Genomic DNA, 19,783 nt, shown 5'->3' with positions numbered 1-19,783 from the left:
AAACTGGAAGTTTAGCTAAATCAAAGGCTAATTTTTTTATTATTTATGTTGTTATTCAACGCGTTGGAATATTATTATTTTTGTTTTATATCAGTAGATTAGGTAATGTAAAGTTGATTAATTATTTGTTTATTTAGTGAGATCGTTAAGTGGAAATAGCCTACGGAATAATAATAGATTTCTGGAAATTTGGCTTGCCAGTTTAAAGTAAACTAAAAATAAGTGACTAGCAAAAAGATAAAAAAGTTACCTATCTTATGACAATGATCACTAAAAATCACACTTTTATTTATTATTTCCACTTTTCCACTATTAAGTGGAAATTATTAATTAATACGACTCAAACTATCTTTAGCAATAACCTGAAAATCATTGAAATTTCTACTATTAATTAATCTTTTAGTGGCTTTTTCTTTGACGAAAGTTACAAATAACTCATAAATAGCGATAGCTTCTTCATAGTCAGCTTTACTAATCGCCAACAAAAAAATGACATTAGCAACTTCCTTGGTTTCTGCATTCCATTCGATCCCTTGAGGTGAAATAATCGTAACCACCACTGTTTTATTCGCTAATAAACCTAATGAGTGAGGTAAGGCAATTCCTTCACCCAGTAGAGTAGAGACAATTGATTCTCGTTCGAGCAGTGATGGGTAAAAATCGCTAGTGACATAACCATCGGCTTGCAGTTTTTTACAGATTTTCTTAAAAAGTGCTTCTTGGCTAATTTTTTCATTAAGTATGATGAAATAACGTTCATCAAAGAATCGTTCAATAATATAAGGTTTGGTTTGGTTGATCATCGCTAAACGCCCGACTTGCTCCAGTTGATAGGGAGTAGGAAAGGGGGCGATTTTCACCACCGGTTTATTTTTTTCTGCTAATCGAATGGTGGTGATAACAAAATCTTCATCGATGTTTTCTAAGGTTTCATATTCTTGTAACGACAGCGCACGATTAAATTTTAGTTGCGGAAATTCACGCATAATTTTGGTTTCTATCACACGTACTGTTGAGTTGCCTGAATCAGTAACGATTAAAACCTGTGTTGGCCGATGATGGCTGGTACCATAATTACATTCCAAACTTACCCCAATATGAACTGCCAGATAACCAAGTTCGTCTTCACTAATTGGGTAAGGGAGCAGGGTACTGGCACTGCGTAGGGCATCGAGGGTGACATCATAAGCAAAAGGATAATATTGTTTGATATCGTCAAGTAAAGGATTTGGTGTATTAATATTAAATTGTAAACGAGTTAATAACGTGGCGAGATGGGTTGTCAAATCACGTTTTAGTTTTTCATCATTACGTAAATCGTAATTATATGAGTCGTTTATATATTGCAAAATATGAGCAAGTAGTTTGGTATGTAAGCCCGTTTTTTGATTGGGCTGTTCGTTACCAATAATACGTTGTGCTGCAAGTTGCGTACATAAGTAAGCTTGTTCTGCGTTTGATAGTTCACTACCAAGAAAGTAAATCAGCCCGTTTGAAATTTCTTTGACCGCATTTTGAATAACAGGATCCATTTCATTATTGATAAAAGTGGTTAATTCACGGCCACGAGTAATACGTAAGATAGTGGTAGCACAATTGAAAATGAGATATTGGTGGCCTTCGTTAGTCAGTCGAATATCAAAACGGCTAAGACTATTTTGCAATACTTTATCAATATAGGTTAAATCAATATTATCAAGATAAGTTAGGCTAAATTTAGCGATATCTTTATTTATTTCCTGTGAGAAACGGCGCCACAATATTTCGGTAATACAGGTACGAATCGCCCATTCATTGCCACTTAATTTTATTCCTTGATGGGGGATACCTTCGATCTGGATGTTATGTTTATGCAAATATTCTCTAACGATACTCATGTCCTGTTGTATGGTACCGCGACTAATAAACCATTTTTCAGCGATATCATCTAACTTAACGGGTAATGGTAGCATTAATAGCTTTAATAATAACGCATCAACCCGATCTCTGGCTGTTCGCGGAATATTTTCATCATCGGCTATTTTTTCCGTTTTGATGGTAGCAAAAAGCGCTTCGTTATTAATTTTTAAATGATAGCCATTACCGCGCTCATAAACGATACACGCATCATAGTCTTGCAAATATTCATTTAATTCGTTGATGTCTGAACGTATGGTGCGCGTTGAAACACCAAAACGTTTAGCAAGCTCACCTTGCGATACAATTTCGCTCTGAATATTAGTAAAAATCTGGTGGATACGTTGATTTGTAAAAACAGCCACGAGTAATACCTTTCAATTAATAAAATAGAAAAGTTGTCTGTGATTGAAGATGATATCCTAGTTATAAATTTGATAAAAAGGCTATCACTGACATCCAAATAAATTATATCTATTAAAACAACTGTATTTATTCTATCACTTTTATTGGTTGTCGATCTTTTTATTAAATATTTTATTGAAAGTTATCAATTTTATATTTAGTTTAAATAAATCAATATACCACGAAAATCTGTTTGGGCAGTTAATTTTACCTTTTGTTCCTGCATTAAAAATGCACCATCACTACAGTGAATATAAGCTATCTTGTGATTGTTGTTTGCTAATTTTACTATTCCTGTAATGGAATATAGATAACTATTTTTTCCTTTCAGACTAAGCGTCATACTTTGTTCTGTTTTTAAATAAATATGACTAATCCAAGTTTGTTGGCGGATTTTTAAGCTATTTTCCGAACCATTTGGTGAAGCAAGTAATGTCAACGCATCATTATTAGTGAGTTTACGTTTTTGTGGCGGGTGGCAGAAATATTCAACGCAGGCATTTATCCATAGTTGTAATTGTATTAACGGTTTTTCGTGACTAACATTGTGTTCGCTATAACTTATATGAGGTATCGGAGATAAAAGTAAACACTCATTTTCAGATTGATGAATGCGATTTCCTTCGCTATCGTGGAATTCAGCGTCGCCCTGTAAAACAAGATTAATGATATCGATATTGGGATAGGTTTTGGCCTGACAAGCGGCTTTTGGCGCAATAGTTTCTCGATTTAATACTCGCAAAGCGCCGTAATGGGTAAAATCAGGATCAAAATAGTGGCCAAAAGAGAAGGTATATTGTACTTGTAGCCAAGCAAAATCAGCATGACCACACTGTTTTTGTATTCTAGGAATTATCATAGTAATTTTACCGTTCAGATAATTTATGATTAAAAATAATAATTAACTAGGCGTAAAATTGTTAGCTAGTTAATCTGAGTTAAACATTCAAATTTCTTGATTGAGATCCTTTATGAGTAAAGAGCGGGCACTAACATTAGATGCATTACGCGTAATGAATGCCATTGATCGACGCGGAAGTTTTGCAGCCGCAGCTGATGAATTGGGTAAAGTTCCTTCTGCATTAAGTTATACGATGCAAAAATTAGAAGAAGAGCTTGATGTGGTGCTTTTTGATCGCTCTGGCCATCGAACACGTTTTACTGACGTTGGTCGGATGTTGTTGGAACGAGGGCGGCTATTGTTAGAAGCAGCAGATAAACTTGTTGTTGATGCTGAAGCATTGGCGCGCGGTTGGGAACCTTATCTTACCATCGTTTGTGAAGTATTGATCCCCGTCTCAACGCTTTTTCCTTTAGTTGATAAATTGGCACAAAAATCTGAAACTCAACTCTCTTTATTGACTGAAGTATTAGCGGGTGCATGGGAGTGTTTAGAAACGGGTAAGGCAGATATTGTTATTGCGCCTGATTTGCATTTTCGCTCTTCACCTGAAATTAATAGTCGTTTACTTGGTACGATTAATAATGTTTATGTTGCCAGTCCAGAGCATCCTATTCATCAAGAGCCAGAGCCACTTTCCGACATGACTCGGATCAAATATCGTGGGATTGCCATTGCAGATACCGCTAAACAACGACCTGTCTTAACGGTACAGTTGTTAGATAAACAGCAGAGATTAACAGTAAGTTCAATCGATGAAAAACGTCGTGCTTTATTAGCGGGCTTAGGTGTTGCAACCATGCCATATATGTTGGTTGAAAAAGATATTAAAGCAGGACGATTACGGGTCGTAGGATCAGAGTATAGTCAAGAGACTAATATTATTATGGCCTGGCATCGTGGCAAAATTGGTGAAGCTAAATTTTGGTGCTTACGCCAGATCCCCCAATTGTTTAATAGTGATCACTATTCTTTTCAGTTATCGTAAAAATATTCGGTTAAATTTTACTTATGGGCGATGGTAAAATGATCGCCCAAGCTTTAACTATTACCATTTTTTATTTAACCAGTGATCAATACTGAATTTGCCTGGTCCGAGAATGGCTAATAGCATATAGCCGCCAGCAATAGAAAGATCTTTTAAAAACATTAATTGGTTATCGCCTTCGGCAAAGTTGAAGTGAAAAATAAAAGCGGTTAATAGACTAAAAGCAACGGTAAAAATAGCTATGGTTCGGGTTAAAAAACCCAATAGTATGGCAATCCCACCGCCAAACTCTAATAAAATAGTCAATGGTAGTAAAAATGCAGGGACACCCATCGCATGCATATATTGCTGAGTTTCGATATAGCCGTTACCAAGCTTACCATATCCGGCAAAAATAAATAACAGTGGCATCAGAATACGCGCCACTAGGATAGTGATATTCTCTATGTTTTTCATATTAATCTCTCTTAAAGCATCATATTTAAAGTAATAGTTTTTAATCTGTAGTGGGCAGTTTGACTGCTAGGCAAGAGCAGTTAATTGCTGTTTTATTCATAGTAAAGCCTACATTATTAAAAATACTAGCTAAGAAAATTCAATCTATTATGCAAAAAAATTGAATGAATTAATCGAGAATAGTTTTTGTCTAAAAGGAGTGAATTGTTATTATCAATTCGTAAATGGATTACGCTTTTTTGGCTATAAATGTTTGTATGGTTTTTGCTATCCCCCAAACACCGATAGCTCGTCGACTTAGTCGATAAAGTTTTTTAGGATGACGGATATTATAGAGTGCAATTAATGAGAAACTAGCAATGAGCAGTGGTTTGAAAACTAACATTTTTTGCCAGGTACGATCATAAGATGCAGTAATTGTTAACCAATGTTCAGACGTAGCTGATAACGCATTACGCTGCTGCTGAATATTAGTCAACAATTGCTGCTTTTTTAATACCAGTTGTTTACGTTTACTCAGTTTCATCTTCATTCTGTTTTAACTGTTTGATATCCTGTTTTAATTGTTCACGGGTTGCGGCTAATAGAGTCTTGCTATGGGCTATTTTTAATGTCCAACAAGTACCTAATAACGCTAGGATAAGTAAAACAGCGGTTGTAATCGCAACGACTTGTATACGATAGGCTGGATCAACCATGAGAAAAATTAATACCAGCAAACTCATAAGGCCAAATGCGATCAATAGTAATGTGGTGCCGGCTAATAAAATCAGTTGGACAAAGGTCTGTTTTTCTTGTTCGAGTTCGACGGCAACAAGTTGCAGCCTTGTCTCAACCATATTAATAAGAATAGAACCTATCCGTTGTAAGGTGCTTAGCAAGCCTTTAGCCGGTCCATCTGGATGTTGATTTTCTCGCATATTAACGTTTAGCCAGTAAAATGCCTAATACCAGCCCGACAGCGGCACCAACACCAACACCTGTCCATGGATTTTCATGTACATAATCATCAGCACGGCCAGCAACTTCCTTAGTTTGATGAATAATTTTACCGCTTACATCACTCAGTTTTTGGCGAGAATCATCTAACGCTTTTTCTGCTTTACGGCGAATTTTGTCAATTTCTGCTTTGGATTTATTTTCTGTATTGTGCAAAACTTCTTCCAAAGAATCCGCTAATGATTTTAATTCTGTACGCAGGTTTTCGGTATTTTTCATAACGTTAACCTCTCTCAATAAATAATGTTAATTTTTATCACTTTTATTCTTTGAGAATAGTAAAAGAACCAATAAAATCAATCTATATCTCATTTAAGGTAATTTAAAATTTGTTATATTGAAATATAAAAATAATTATACTGGTATGAATTTGATAAACGGTTTGACCGAAAGCTATGCTGTTACCAGGAAAGTAGGCAACAGCATAAGTTAGCTTGGATTTAGGGATTACGGCGCTTAAATTTTTTCTTTAGTACTACGGCTATACTGCCTATTAGGCCAATAAAAAGCAAAACAAGCGGGATCAGCATCAAAATACTCATGATTTGGCGTTCGTAGTATTGAAAGAGTGGGCTTTTACCGAATACATAACCAATAGTAGTTAAAATTAATACCCAAAGTAATCCACTAAGCCAATTAAAAAACTGGAAGCGTTTATCAGGTAAACCGGATAGGCCAGCGATGGTAGGTAGGATGGTCCTGATAAAAGCAAGAAAGCGGCCAATAAGCAGCGCTGCCAAGCCATGGCGATGAAACAGGCCATAAGCACGTTGGTGATAATGTTCAGGTAGATGAGAAAGCCAGCTTTGCACAATTTTATTATTTCCTAGCCATTTACCCTGAAGATAGCCTACCCAGCAACCCAAACTGGCGCCTGCGGTTAAGATAATAACTGTCAATGGATAATTGATAGTGTCTTTAGCTATTAGGACGCCTACTAGAATGAGTAAACTGTCACCGGGTAAAAAAGCGGCAGGTAATATTCCATTTTCCAAAAATAATATTATAAATAATATAATGTAGATAGCCCATACTAATGAAGGATTCATTAGCATATTGTAATCTTGATGCCAGAGTGCAAAAAAAAGTTCTTTAACTAATTCCATCAAGTGTTTCCTAAATACCGTGATCTTTAAACCTAATTGGCAGTTATTACCTATTATCCCTTATTAGAGATAATGTGAACCTAGTTAAAAGGGTTGTAGCATGAACCTAAATATTAAATTCAGATATAAGCATAATATATTAGACTAGTGTAATACTCTAACAAAATCATAAATAACTAAATAGCAAATTTTTCGTTGAAATTGACTCTCTATTTAATATTTTATTTTTTTACAATTCATGAAGTACATTTACCTATATCTTGTGTTTCGCTAGCAGATCTTTTATTTTAATAGCTAGCAAAGGGGAGTAACTTCTTTAGCCGGTCTATCGTCATTACGGTGTTATGCACCCGGTAACCGGGCATCACAGGTGGATATCAAAGTAGCTTTTGTGTTGTAAGTGAGACCTTGCCAGCGGGCAAGGTTTACTTATAATTTAAATTAGTGGAATAGAAACCTATGAAGACTAAAATGGATTATAACGGCTGAGCCTTCTGTAGGAATTGGCCGTTTTTCGTTTCTAGGAGCTAAAATGCATTCTGTTGGTACTCCCGTATTATGGGCAATCTTTACTGTTGTTATTGCGATTATGTTACTTATTGATATTTCTTTACAGGGTAAGCATCCGGGAAGAGAAATAACAGTAAGACAGGCTGTTGTATGGAGTTTTATTTGGATTAGTTTGGCATTATTGTTTGCCTTAGGTTTATGGTTTTATTTTAAACAGACAACTAGCCTAGCGATTGCTAATCGCCAAACAATGGCTTTTTTGACTGGTTATTTACTGGAAAAAGCGTTAGCTGTTGATAATGTATTTGTTTGGTTAATGTTATTTAATTATTTTTCAATCCCAGTCAATTTACAGCGCCGAGTTCTTATCTATGGTGTCTTGGGTGCGATAGTATTGCGTACTATCATGATCTTTACAGGTAGTTGGCTAGTCTCTCAGTTTCACTGGGTTTTGTATCTCTTTGGCATTTTTCTATTATTTACCGGTATAAAAATGTTTTTTGTTAAAGAAAATGATCAATCGATTGATAAAAAACCACTAGTAAAATGGGTCGGTTCTCATTTACGCATGACAGATACTTTACATGGCGAGCGTTTTTTTATTCGTCAACAAGGTATTTTATTTGCTACTCCGTTGATTATGGTATTAATTTTAGTTGAGATTAGTGACATTATTTTCGCCGTGGATAGCATTCCTGCCATTTTTGCAGTAACCACGGATCCTTTTATTGTCTTGACCTCAAATCTATTTGCGATTTTAGGTTTGCGAGCGATGTATTTTGTTTTATCAGGTATTGCTGAAAAATTCTCTATGCTAAAGTACGGGCTATCTATTATCTTAATTTTCATTGGTATAAAAATGTTATTAATGGATATTTTTCATATTCCAACCGCTGTATCGCTAAGTGTTGTTGCGGGGATTTTAACATTAACGATGTTCATTAATCATATTGTTAATAAATGCAAAAAAATCATTTAATTACTAAATAAATATCTTTAAATATTATAATGTTGTATCCCTTTATATTGATTAGCAATGATAGAAAGGGATATTGCTACTTTCTCTATTAGTAAAATGAGTTCTGCTAGTTAATTTATTAATAAAAGAGTTAGTTAATTGTTTATCTAATAAATCTGTTTTTATCTATGATGGTATCTTTTTACCGTCATAAAAATACTTTGGAATAACAATGTAAAAAAACATATTAGCTTACTGTCTAATATCGTATATGCAAGTTTTGTAATGCAAATACTAATTGATTCACTTGCCGTATTCTTTTAGGTCAGACTTTAATTTTATGGCGTTTTGAATGATAATTTATTTGACGATTTATTTATTAGTTCTATGAAAGTTATTGCGCCTATTTTAGTATCAACATCGGTTATGTTTTCGACTGTTAACCACAAAAAGGTCAAAAAACCAATATTTGTTCTATCTTACTATTCTGTATTTTTGCTACTTTTTTGGCGGCTATATCCACGCTTATTGGTGTTTTTCTTTATATTGTATAAGCAAGACGCATTCCTTGATCAATAGCACGCCGAGCATCAAGTTCTGCAGCAATATCGGCACCACCGATAATATGGGGTGTCTTGCCTAATTTATATAATGCTTCGGCTAAAGTACGAAGTGATTGTTGGCCAGCACAGATGATGATGTTATCAACAGGCAAACACTTTTTTTGCTTGTTATGATAAATATGCAATCCCTGATCATCAATTTTCTGGTAGCTAACATCATTCATCATTGTAACGCCATGGCGTAGTAAGTTTAAGCGATGGATCCAGCCGGTTGTTTTTCCTAGCTGTTCACCAACACGGGTTGATTTTCGTTGCAGCAGATAAATTTTACGAGCAGAATCAATGTTCTGCTCACCCTTAGGATAAATACCACCTGGTTGAGATATGGTGGTATCAATGTTCCATTGGTGGGTAAAAGCATCAATGCTTTGGCTACTATTATCTGTTTCTTGACAAAGATATTGTGCTATATCAAAACCGATCCCTCCAGCCCCGATAATTGCAACCTGGGGACCTATGGTAATATGATGTTTTAATACATCATAATAATTCACGACACTGGCGTGATCGATACCTTCAATGTGAATTTTTTTTGGTAGTACGCCTGTAGCGATAATGATCTCGTCAAAGTTTACCAATTGTTCAGCAGCGGCTTTTTTAGTTAAATGAACAGTAACATTTTTTAGTGTCAGTTGACGTTGAAAGTAACGAATAGTTTCTTGGAACTCTATTTTTCCAGGTATTTGTTTAGCAAGATTCAGTTGGCCACCGATCTGGCATTCTTGTTCAAATAAAGTAATATGGTGCCCACGCTCCGCCGCTGTTATTGCAAATGATAATCCGGCAGGACCTGCGCCGATAACAGCAATATTTTTTGGTTTTAATATTGGTTGGAAAGGAAAGTCTAATTCATGGCAAGCTCGGGGGTTAACTAAACATGATGCTTGTTTGCCAACAAATATCTGATCTAAACAGGCTTGATTACAAGCAATACAGGTATTAATTTCATCCGCACGATTTTCGGCTGCTTTTGTCATAAACTCTGCATCAGCAAGAAATGGCCGAGCCATAGAAACTAAATCAGCACAGCCGTCAGATAAAATCTTTTCAGCTACCTCAGGTGAATTGATACGATTAGTGCAAATTAAGGGGATTGATATTTTTCCCATCAATTTTTTAGTGACCCAAGTAAAGCCTGCTCTTGGTACCATCATTGCAATCGTCGGGATCTTTGATTCATGCCAGCCAATACCTGTACTAATCATCGATGCGCCTGCATTTTCGATTGCTTTTGCTAAAAGCTCAATCTCACCCCAATTGGAGCCTTTTTCAATTAAATCAAGCATAGATAGTCGGTAGATAATAATGAAATTATTCCCTACCTGTTGCCGAACAGCTTTAATGACTTCAATTGGAAAGCGGATCCGATTTTGATAACTACCGCCCCATAAATCATCACGATGATTAGTATATCGGGTAATAAACTGGTTAATTAGATAACCCTCTGAACCCATAATTTCTATACCATCATAACCCGCTTGCAAAGCAAGTTCGGCGCAATTGGCATAGTCTTCAATTGTTTGCAAAATTGCAGTATCACTGAGTGATTTAGGCAAAAAGGGATTAATACTAGCTTGTAATGCACTAGGTGCAACTAGATCTGGATGGTAGCTATAGCGGCCAGCGTGCAGGATCTGTAAGGCAATTTTTCCTCCCGCTTGATGAACCGCATGAGTAATTTTTTTATGGTGAAAAATTTGTTTCTTACTAATTAGGGTTGCCCCATGTTTGGTCAGGCTGCCAGAGTGATTAGGGGCGATGCCGCCGGTAATAATTAATCCAATATTATTTTTTGCCCTGTCTGCATAGAACTTTGCTAACCTAACACTAGCTTGAGGATGCTCTTCTAGCCCAGTATGCATAGAGCCCATAATTACTCTGTTTTTTAATTGGGTTTAACCTAAGTCTAATGGCTTAAATAGATGAGGAAAGAGATGCATATCCATTTTCCTTATGATGGGTTCTTAGTATTGGATTATTGTTTTACTTAATAGCCAATTGCAACGCAAATTGTAGAAACATTATCTTAATTTAACCTATATTAATAGTTGAAAGACTATATTATTATTAATAAATTGTGATTTTTATCATATTTACCGATGTATTATTTTATAATTATTAAATTGCCGTAAAGTCCTACACTAAATAGTTAGGATATAAATAACGTTGTAAAAGTCTAAAAATGCAATTTTCATTCTTTTGGTAGTTAAATGTTATTAATTTTAGTGTAGGGTCACATTTGAATGATAGGAGATTTGATAGAATTGTGCTTGTTTATAGATCTATTTTCACATAATGATATCAATTGAATTTTTACAGGACAGTTATAAACCACATATTTAGTAAACATAGTTGTATAATTTTAACATATTGATTTAGAAGAGTTATTTATAGTAATCGACAATTTTTTGTATTCACTTTACTTACGGTCGTTGAGAGTAGACTATAAAATAGTTATATTATTGCGTTTATTTATATGTATAAGATTTTTGAGACTTAGCTAAAATTTAAGTAAACAAAAATTAGTATAGTGAAGAATTAACCAAAATAGTTTTAGAAGATATTTGGTAGTTCTTTCTTATTTTGTTTTAGTGATAATATTTTTAATGATTAAGTTTATCCTGATTATGTTGAGGTATTGTTGGGTTTTGGATGAGCAAGATAAAACTAAAAAGCCGTGGCAATTTATAAATATATAGGTGGTTATAAGAAGGGTAATGGCTCTAATCGAAAAATAAAGAACAAAAAAATTAATGTTAAAATATGATGAGCATCTGTAGAAATATAATCCGGATGAGTAATAGTTCATTTTTCATATAAAATTAATTATATTCTATATTAACAATAGAATTTTTATCTTTAATTAAATCTATAATATGAGGATGAATATGATACTTAGTATTTGGTGTTTAATCTATAAATCAAAGAAGGTAATGTTATAACAAGAAATTTATTTCACAACCTTTTGTTATAAACTTCATTAAATTTAAAATTCTTGTAATGTACAATAGTAAAATAAAATTTATATTATAATTTGCTAATTGTAATGTATATATTCTAGTTATTTATTTTTTTATTTAAATGCACTAAGAATTATTGATTTTACAATATCACAATTTCTATTTTTTAAAAATGTAAAATATATGTATTTTTATACAGTTTATTGTAAGTGGTTAAATATGATAAATTTTTAAATTTTTAAATTTTTAAATTTTAAAAATTTCATTATTATTCTTATAAATGATTGCAAATTGATGATAAGTAAACAATAAATGAAAAAAAGGTATGTGACATTTTATTATTTATAAGTTATAAGAAGTAATAACAATTGATAGGGAGAAGTTATATGTAGCTATATTAGGATAAAATAAAAGTTTACATTATATATTATTACATTGAGAATTCTAAAAATATAAAAATTATTGAGCTGATTATTTATATGTTTTGAGTTGTTTTTTTAATAAAATTTTGCTTCTATCTAATTTTTTATAGAGAAGATAATATGTTTTTCGTAAAAAATTTATTTTTATCAGATTTTCATATAGGAGATAATATGTTTTTCTCAAAAAGAGTTGAGCAATTTATAACTATTGCCCAAAAAGGAACATTTAAAGAAGCGGCAGATGAGTTATGTATATCTCCTTCTGCCCTTAGTAAGGGAATGAAGGAAATAGAGGGGCAGTTAGGTGTTCAACTTTTTCAACACTCAGGAAGAGGAGCAAAATTAACTTCTAATGGGGAAAAATTATATCAAGAATTATTCCCATATTATCAGGATGTAAGTGCTACAACAAAAAAATTAATGTTAGGTTTTTCTAGTAAAAAAAAGTCTGTTATTAATATAGCGACAGATGATGCTTATTTTCCTGATCTGGCCTCAATAATATCAAAAATAGATTCAATTGAATCGGGAATTCTTGTTGATATTAAGAAGTATTCTAATCATTTAATATCAGATATTATATGTCGTATTCAGGCAGATATTTTTATTGCTTCAAGAGAAGAGGAGAATTTACCTGCTAATATTGAAAGTCTATCACTATGTTCTAAGTTAGAATTAGGTGCAGCTGAAAATATTATAAATCACTACAAAGATAAAGATAAAATGGAATTACTACTTAATAATAATATTATACAAACAGAAAGTATGTTGTTATCGAAAGGTTTTGAGAGAATAAAAAATATATTAATGGATAAGCATAAGAAGAATATAATTTCAGTTCCAAGTATTGATGATGTTTTTCATATATTAGGTGATGGAAAAGGTATTTCGTTTATTCCTAAATCCAATAAAAATATATCATTAGGTAAGCAACATAAAGTTAATTTCGCTATCCCTGCTGCCCCTTTCAATATCGAAGTTCGAGGAAAATTATATTACAAGACTGAAAAAAAAGAATCTTTACAATGGCTTATAGATTTAATATGTGATTAATATGATGTAATAAACACCAGGGAATCTAATATTAAACCAAAAATATATAATATAGCAGTTTTTCTGTATCGAGTTTTATTTTAAAGTTATCTTCTGGTTTTATTTATTACATGATATTTATTGTTTCATTGAGCGATGCCTATTAGGTTTTTAATATTATCAATTTTAATTTAATTATCACTTTAATAAATAATTTAAATTGCTTTTGTTATTTTAATGATTTATAAAAGTATTATATTTAAATATAATAATAGATTAATTTTTTATTTTAATAGCTATTTGTTAGTGATGCTATTTCATGTAAATTTTAATATAATAATTTTAAAATGTTGTAAGGTGAATCTTATTAATAATGAAATGTGGAAGTTATTTTAAAATAATTTAGTGTTTATATGATTCTCACTAAGTATGGTAATTTAAATAATTATTATTTTTCTCCACGACTCATATTATTGGTATTTAAAAAAATAAAACTTTTGCTAGTAAAAATATATATTTTAAATTGCTTATGAAAATATAAATTTTTCATCCGATAAGTAAACCACTATTTAAATAATTTTTATACTTTAAAGGTGTTAATAAATTTTTTATTGAGTAATTTTAAAGCTACTATTCTTCATCAACTATAGCGATATCGCATAGCAGTGATAAGCAGAATGGCTTGATTATCGAGCTTGATCACTGCAGTCGAACTTCTGGTTTATTAATTTAACCTAAACTTTCCGCTACTGACAAATAATCAGTATAAATTTGAGGTGAGCCGGAGAAGGATGCAAATTGCTTCCACTCTTTATACATAAGTTTAGTATCCTGATGCGCGCGTGCAAAATGATCAGCTTCATCAGTGGCTATATCTGGTTTGGGATAAAATAGATTAAGTGCTGCAAGACTTTCAATCTCCATCATTACGATATATTGATCCAGACGATTTCCGCGTTCACCTTTTAACAGGCGAAATTTCCAGCTGGGATAATCCTCTATTCGATGATGGTTTTCAGCAATAAAAGTTTCAAATGTTTCTGCCTTAATCCCAGGCCGTAGTGCTAGGTTGTGGATCCCAATTATTCTGGCGATAGGCTCTTGGTTAGGTAGTTCCTGATAGCGTGGGCCATAACAGACGGTACTTTTTTTATTTTCAGCTAGTAGTTGATAATCAGTGTAAATAGTTGGAATTTCACTAAAAGTACCATAACGTTGCCATTCGGCAAGAATACCATGTATTTTTTGTGGTTGTTGCTGCCAGAATTGATTGGCTAATTCTGTTTTATTGCCGTTACTAGATTGATAGCGATTACGATGTTCTGTGCTTTCTATTTCAAACAGCATCAGGTATTGTCCAACCCGCTCGCCACGAAGACCACGCAATAGCGTCCAACGCCAGCCAGGATAGCATGGAATATAGACACCTTTTTGGCGAACGAAGGTTTCGAATTGCGCGGGTGTGATACCAGCCTCGGTATCGATTGCAATGTAATAAAGACTGAAAACGGGTAAGGGTGAGTTATATTTTCTTTCCATTAATGATTTCCTTACATTTGTGCTACAGATAGCCGGCTATGGCACTTGCCAGATATTATGTCATTGGCCATCTAGTGTGATGCTGATTGCAAATAATAGGATGGCCATCGCGGAGTATCGGTTGCTACTATTAATAACGGGTTTTATACATCTGTTGCGATAATGACGTTATCATGTCTGTAAGCCATGCCGAAAATGTGGCATCAAATAAATAGTGTTTATTTTTTTATTAAGCAATGTTAACAAAATTGGGTGTTAATAATGGATTCAACTAATATCGCCGCTTCTTTAGTTAAAAAAACCCTGTTATTATCAATAGAAATAAGTTTTCTATGCTGTAATGTTGTTAGTGCATTATTAATAGTTTTATTTGTAAAAAAACTTTCCCCATCAAATTTTGCTTTATAAACATTATCATCTACTGGGATCAAGCTAGATAATGCCATTTTAAAAGCATTTATTCTTTTTTGATTGTTTGAAAAACCTCTAATAGAGTGGCAAGGTAGTTGGCTTTCATTAATAGATTCTTTGTATTGTTTATAGTTTGTTATATTTATCATTTCAGAGGAGATAGATTTTGAGCTGCCACCTAAGCCAATCGCTATCTCTGGAAATTGTTTATTAAGATCTGTAATAAGGCTTTTCCATTTTTCAGGGTAAGTATTTTTTTTATAAAAATACATGGTCGGGTGTTCGTTATATTCCATGGCGAGATATCTATCTATTAGATCACGCATTTGATACTGTTTTCCTAAACTGGGTATCGATCTATCTGCGACAGTAATTATTTTTTTCTGCCACAAACTATCTCTCTCTCCCGATACGCCGGTTCTAGTTTCCATAAACTCTTTCATATGTAATTTAGTGCAAACAACATGCGAAATATTGAGTTTTTTTATTATTTCCATATCGTTTTTTACATCATCAACAGTTTGACCGAATAAACCATAAATGAGGTCAACGCTAATCAATTCAAAACCTAATGCATTAGCATCTGCAATAGTTTTAAAACATTCTTTTGCAGTATGTTTTCTGCCACATGCTTTAATTAAATGATCCTGAAATGATTGTGTACCAAAGGATAATTTAGAAAAACCTAGTTCTTTCAGTAACGATAAGTATTCTTTATTAAGACTACCAGGCTCTCCTTCAAATCGCATGGTAGTGGATGAAAAATTAAAATTATTTTTATAAAAACTTATTAATCTTTTTAATTCGCTATCGGGCAGAAGAGAGGGAGTACCGCCAAATATATTAAATTCACCGATGTTTACATTAGCAAGATTTGGTACTTGTTTTAGCCAAAGAGTGGCTTCTTTTATATTAAGGTCAACGATTTCTTTAAATAAACTGTCAGATTTTGCTGACTTAGGGTTCACTATAATGGTGGGAAATTGACAAAAATGGCATCTATAACAACAAGTTGGAATATAAACCCAGAGATGAATATTTCCTGCCTTTTTTATTTCCTTATTCATATCATCAAAAAATGAGGTTAAGGGATAATTGTCGATATCACCTGGGAAAATATGACAACCAAAAGGATCTTTAATCACATATTCAAGTAAATCTGTATTTTCTTTTTTACTTAAAATGTTGCATATATTTGGTCTAGGATATTTTTCATCAATATCATTAAGAGAAGCAATATAGGTATCTCGCATTAGAATACTCCACCATTAGCAAAATAATTGTGTGCTTCTCCTGATTCTCTATCCTCACAAAAATAATAAACAAATCTATTAAAGGGCACCTCGAAAAACTCGAAATCTTCAATGGCTCTCCGGCTTGTCTCTAAATAATTAGATGTTTTTTGATCCCCCCGCTACTAATCCTACCGTCCATTGCCATGGACAGTGTCATTTTGTCCATTCTGGGCGTTAAAAAGCTAAGATGCCGGTACGCTGGAAGTACGCCAACCGCTTTAGGTTGTAACATGCTGCCATCATCGTCATGGCAAAATTAGCGCGCACTTGCCCAATGGTACGGATCAGTTTTCTACCCATTTGTTCCATCGCCGCGAATGCATGTTCAACCCGTGCCCTAATCTTTGCAATCCGGTGGTTGCGCCCTTGCTGAGTCTTGGACAACGGTTTATTTCGATGGCCTTTACGCTGAATCTGGCTCCTATAGCCGTTTGCCTTGAGCCAAGCTTCCCGTTCCGCAGAGGGATAGCCTCGGTCGGCGTAGATATTACGGTTGGTGTTGGCCTTGTCGATGACCCTCTCGAAATGCTGACTGTCGTGAGTGCTGGCCGTATCGGTGACGATTTTTCTGATGAACTTGTACTTCTTGTCCATGTTCACAGAAAGCTTATAGCCATAATGGCTCTTACCGTGTTTTTAGTCCACGTGGCGTCTAAATCTTTTTGCCGCCGCTTGGTTGGTTTCCAATGAGCAGGTATCGCTTCCTGCTTGAGTTGCTCCTTTTCGTCCTTCGTGAACGACTGCTTCGGAGCAGGTACCAAGGTGGCATCGATGATTTGGCCTCCCCGAGCTATAAAGCCTTTCTTCAAAAGCTGTGAGGTTACACCATCGAAAATGGCTTTAGCACCAGCTTCACCGATCCTGTTCTCGAACGTCCACACAGTGGTACGGTCAGGTATATTGATGGCATGGAGCAACCCACAGAAACGCTTGAAGCTCATTCTGTCCAAAAGCTGGTACTCCATCTGCTCGTCAGACAGGTTGTAGATACGCTTTAGAACTAAAATGCGAACCATGGTCTCGGTTGGAAATGGTGGACGTCCTCCTTTTTTGCTGACAGGGCGTGGTACCACATGGTCGATTTCCGCTGCCAGATGCGCAAAGTCTATACAGGTTTCGATCTTGACCAGAGGGTCGACCAACTGGTCAATCGTCTGTAGGTGATACTGGTCTGCAAGGAGGTCATACTTAATGGCGTTTCTTTTCTGCATGGTGGTCAGGGCAATAGGTCAGTTTTCGATAATTTTATCTGCGAAATCAAACTCTGGTTAGGTTTTTCGAGGTGCCCTTAAGTTATTATTTCACTCTGCTAATAAATAGTTATTAATTAATATAATATGCATTTTTTCTTAAATTAAGATTGGTGCAAATAAGCCATATTTTGTTTCTAATTAATTGAAGAAAAAGTTATTTTTAAATACTTATCCTGTCATGTTAAATTAGTCAGTAGGAAATAAATAGCTCATTTTACGCGGTTAACCAGAGAGGTTTTATATTTTTGAACAGAGAATTAAATTAATAGGGGTAGTTGCAGAAGTGATAGTAAATTAAATTTATATTTTAATTTTGTTTTTTTATTTTCATAAGTCGTAGCATTTTATCTTATCGTAATTTAATCAGTAATAATAATTCTTATCCCCAGCTATTTTGATAGGCTGGGGCGGAAGTCATAATTAATAACTGTCAGAATGGGTTTGAATTGATATGTTATTTAACATCATCAATCTCGTTAATCTCGTTTATAAATGTTAAGTCATAGAGATTTTTGTCAGTTGAATAATCTTTAACTGACAAATCTTCTTCAGATTCATAGCCAGATTCATCGCTTGAATCTGGCTGGACAACAGTACTTTGGTCGATGGTGGATTCTTCAAACAACGGTTTATCAGACATTATTTCATCAAAATCTGATTCTAAACCATCAGATTGTAACCTTATATCAGCAAACTCTACTTCTGGTTTATCAAACTCAAATTCTGAATCATCAAACTGTAATGCTGGCTCATCAAATTCTGATCCTAAATTATAAAACTTTTCCCGTAAAGCTTTGTCATTTAAAAGAGAGCTAATTGGATTAGAAGTTAAACTATCATCAAAATATTCACCCGGTTGGTTTAGTGATAAGCCCCATAATCTATCAAGTGTTTTATCACCAATTTTAATTGCGCTAAGTTTTGCATTAACAATAGCGTGCTCTTGTTCGCTTAGGTAAGAAGCATCCTGGGTTATCGGATCATAAAAATCCATTTTCGCTTGTTGCAATATATTTATAAAGAAAGGCTCATTTTTGATTGTATATTGGCTGAAAAACAGCTCGCGCAAATTATTATAATTTTGGCCAGCGAAGGTATTTCTCAAGAAATTGTTGCCTAATTCACCCGTTTTGCTAGAAAATATCAGTTGTTTATCATTTTTAAATAATGCAATAAATTCATTAGGTTTGTTACTATCTTTAACGCCAAGAAAATTATCTTTACTATAGTCACTGTCGTCTAATTTTTTTAGCAAACTATGTTGATTTTTTTCACTACCGCCTGAATATCTTCTAATAGAGAAATCTAATAGTTGCTTGGTATCGGGATTTTCGACAGAAAGTGCTTCCTCTAATTTCATACAGATATTTTTTACATGAAAATCAGCTAATTGTTCTCTTTCATTAATATTTTTTGTTTTTTCATAAATTTTATCACATTGATATAAGGTAAAGTTGCCTACTTTTAATTTATATCCCCAGTCGTCATTGGCATCTTTTGGGGTAATTTCTAGTTTAAATTGATTGTAATGTTTGGGAAGTGCCAGTTTTCTAAGTTGGATAAATTTTTCCAACCGAGCTGATTCGGGGTTAGAAACATCAGTATTTTTTACATCTTGAATGGTTTCAAAAAGTTGTTCTATTTTTTGGCGTCTGACGCCACCTTTAAACCAATCCATTATGGAATCAATAAAATCGGATACGTTTTTTATTTTGGTTGCTTCATTTAAGCTATTAGCCGCCAAAATCTGATTAAACTTGCTATCACTAATTGTTAATGATGTTATTTTTGGTAGAGAAAAGCTTATATCCATAATATCCTCAAAAAATTAGTCAAACCTTAGTGTTGGTTTTGATTATTTAATATAATCAGCAAAAACTTAGAATAAAATTATTAACATCTTCTAAATTATATGAATTGTAAAATTGTTATGTATTATAAAAATTATTTAATTTTTTTATATCTATTTTCGTAAATGCAATCAAAAATATATTTATTAGTAAAATAAAAATTATTTAATAAAAGATAA

General features: G+C 33.6%; 13 protein-coding genes and 2 pseudogenes. 3 read left to right on the top strand and 12 right to left on the bottom strand.

What is annotated here, in order from left to right:
• Nucleotides 1-326 precede the first annotated feature (326 nt).
• Both WH390_RS13745 and WH390_RS13740 read right to left on the bottom strand, forming a co-directional pair.
• A complete protein-coding gene (locus WH390_RS13745) occupies nt 327-2,261 on the bottom strand; it encodes a transcription antiterminator (RefSeq protein WP_032115692.1) in 1,935 nt (644 codons plus the stop codon).
• Between the two features lie 197 nt (nt 2,262-2,458).
• Nucleotides 2,459-3,160: a pirin family protein gene (locus tag WH390_RS13740; protein ID WP_032115693.1), complete on the bottom strand. Its 702-nt coding sequence runs from the start codon at nt 3,158-3,160 to the stop codon at nt 2,459-2,461.
• Between the two features lie 112 nt (nt 3,161-3,272).
• Between WH390_RS13740 and WH390_RS13735 the strand changes: the two genes are divergently transcribed.
• A complete protein-coding gene (locus WH390_RS13735) occupies nt 3,273-4,190 on the top strand; it encodes a LysR family transcriptional regulator (protein WP_032115694.1) in 918 nt (305 codons plus the stop codon).
• Between the two features lie 60 nt (nt 4,191-4,250).
• On the opposite strand, the gene WH390_RS13730 is transcribed toward WH390_RS13735, so the two are convergent.
• The 5 genes from WH390_RS13730 to WH390_RS13710 all read right to left on the bottom strand — a co-directional run bounded on the left by WH390_RS13730 (nt 4,251) and on the right by WH390_RS13710 (nt 6,751).
• Entirely contained in the window at nt 4,251-4,646 is a 396-nt protein-coding gene (locus WH390_RS13730) for a DoxX family protein (protein ID WP_032115695.1), read from the bottom strand.
• Between the two features lie 229 nt (nt 4,647-4,875).
• Nucleotides 4,876-5,172 (bottom strand): YqjK-like family protein, encoded by a 297-nt coding sequence (locus tag WH390_RS13725; RefSeq protein WP_032115696.1) that lies wholly within the window; start codon nt 5,170-5,172, stop codon nt 4,876-4,878.
• A complete protein-coding gene (locus WH390_RS13720) occupies nt 5,159-5,566 on the bottom strand; it encodes a phage holin family protein (protein WP_032115697.1) in 408 nt (135 codons plus the stop codon). The genes WH390_RS13725 and WH390_RS13720 overlap by 14 nt, the downstream gene beginning before the upstream one ends.
• Before the next feature lies 1 nt (nt 5,567).
• The gene (locus WH390_RS13715; protein WP_032115698.1) at nt 5,568-5,864 is read right to left on the bottom strand and encodes a YqjD family protein; all 297 of its coding nucleotides are present in this window, start codon (nt 5,862-5,864) and stop codon (nt 5,568-5,570) included.
• A gap of 221 nt (nt 5,865-6,085) precedes the next feature.
• Nucleotides 6,086-6,751 carry a DedA family protein gene (locus tag WH390_RS13710; protein WP_032115699.1) on the bottom strand — a complete coding sequence of 222 codons (666 nt, stop codon included), beginning with the start codon at nt 6,749-6,751 and terminating at the stop codon, nt 6,086-6,088.
• 532 nt (nt 6,752-7,283) lie between these two features.
• Here WH390_RS13710 and WH390_RS13705 point away from each other — a divergent pair.
• Entirely contained in the window at nt 7,284-8,240 is a 957-nt protein-coding gene (locus WH390_RS13705; RefSeq protein WP_032115700.1) for a TerC family protein, read from the top strand.
• A 520-nt stretch (nt 8,241-8,760) separates the two neighbouring features.
• Here WH390_RS13705 and WH390_RS13700 read toward each other — a convergent pair.
• Nucleotides 8,761-10,782: pseudogene (locus WH390_RS13700) on the bottom strand (FAD-dependent oxidoreductase).
• 1,613 nt (nt 10,783-12,395) lie between these two features.
• Here WH390_RS13700 and WH390_RS13695 point away from each other — a divergent pair.
• Complete coding sequence (locus WH390_RS13695; protein ID WP_406850602.1) at nt 12,396-13,277, top strand: LysR family transcriptional regulator; 882 nt, start codon at nt 12,396-12,398, stop codon at nt 13,275-13,277.
• A gap of 708 nt (nt 13,278-13,985) precedes the next feature.
• On the opposite strand, the gene WH390_RS13690 is transcribed toward WH390_RS13695, so the two are convergent.
• The 4 genes and pseudogenes from WH390_RS13690 to WH390_RS13675 all read right to left on the bottom strand — a co-directional run bounded on the left by WH390_RS13690 (nt 13,986) and on the right by WH390_RS13675 (nt 19,567).
• Entirely contained in the window at nt 13,986-14,795 is an 810-nt protein-coding gene (locus tag WH390_RS13690) for a hypothetical protein (RefSeq protein WP_032116004.1), read from the bottom strand.
• Between the two features lie 239 nt (nt 14,796-15,034).
• The gene (locus WH390_RS13685; RefSeq protein WP_406850601.1) at nt 15,035-16,459 is read right to left on the bottom strand and encodes a radical SAM protein; all 1,425 of its coding nucleotides are present in this window, start codon (nt 16,457-16,459) and stop codon (nt 15,035-15,037) included.
• A 216-nt stretch (nt 16,460-16,675) separates the two neighbouring features.
• Nucleotides 16,676-17,712: pseudogene (locus WH390_RS13680) on the bottom strand (IS5 family transposase).
• 496 nt (nt 17,713-18,208) lie between these two features.
• Nucleotides 18,209-19,567: a hypothetical protein gene (locus WH390_RS13675; RefSeq protein ID WP_032116006.1), complete on the bottom strand. Its 1,359-nt coding sequence runs from the start codon at nt 19,565-19,567 to the stop codon at nt 18,209-18,211.
• Nucleotides 19,568-19,783 lie beyond the last annotated feature (216 nt).

Source organism: Candidatus Arsenophonus nilaparvatae, from assembly GCF_045346035.1.
Classification (GTDB): domain Bacteria; phylum Pseudomonadota; class Gammaproteobacteria; order Enterobacterales; family Enterobacteriaceae; genus Arsenophonus; species Arsenophonus nilaparvatae.
Note: the sequence above shows the minus strand (reverse complement) of the source record. Positions and strands in the feature narration are given on the sequence as shown.

Coding starts and splice junctions, on each gene's coding strand:
- WH390_RS13740 (WP_032115693.1), bottom strand. CDS start 3,160: ATGATAATTCCTAGAATACAAAAACAGTGTGGTCATGCTGATTTTGCT.
- WH390_RS13735 (WP_032115694.1), top strand. CDS start 3,273: ATGAGTAAAGAGCGGGCACTAACATTAGATGCATTACGCGTAATGAAT.
- WH390_RS13730 (WP_032115695.1), bottom strand. CDS start 4,646: ATGAAAAACATAGAGAATATCACTATCCTAGTGGCGCGTATTCTGATG.
- WH390_RS13725 (WP_032115696.1), bottom strand. CDS start 5,172: ATGAAACTGAGTAAACGTAAACAACTGGTATTAAAAAAGCAGCAATTG.
- WH390_RS13720 (WP_032115697.1), bottom strand. CDS start 5,566: ATGCGAGAAAATCAACATCCAGATGGACCGGCTAAAGGCTTGCTAAGC.
- WH390_RS13715 (WP_032115698.1), bottom strand. CDS start 5,864: ATGAAAAATACCGAAAACCTGCGTACAGAATTAAAATCATTAGCGGAT.
- WH390_RS13710 (WP_032115699.1), bottom strand. CDS start 6,751: ATGGAATTAGTTAAAGAACTTTTTTTTGCACTCTGGCATCAAGATTAC.
- WH390_RS13705 (WP_032115700.1), top strand. CDS start 7,284: ATGCATTCTGTTGGTACTCCCGTATTATGGGCAATCTTTACTGTTGTT.
- WH390_RS13695 (WP_406850602.1), top strand. CDS start 12,396: ATGTTTTTCTCAAAAAGAGTTGAGCAATTTATAACTATTGCCCAAAAA.
- WH390_RS13690 (WP_032116004.1), bottom strand. CDS start 14,795: ATGGAAAGAAAATATAACTCACCCTTACCCGTTTTCAGTCTTTATTAC.
- WH390_RS13685 (WP_406850601.1), bottom strand. CDS start 16,459: ATGCGAGATACCTATATTGCTTCTCTTAATGATATTGATGAAAAATAT.
- WH390_RS13675 (WP_032116006.1), bottom strand. CDS start 19,567: ATGGATATAAGCTTTTCTCTACCAAAAATAACATCATTAACAATTAGT.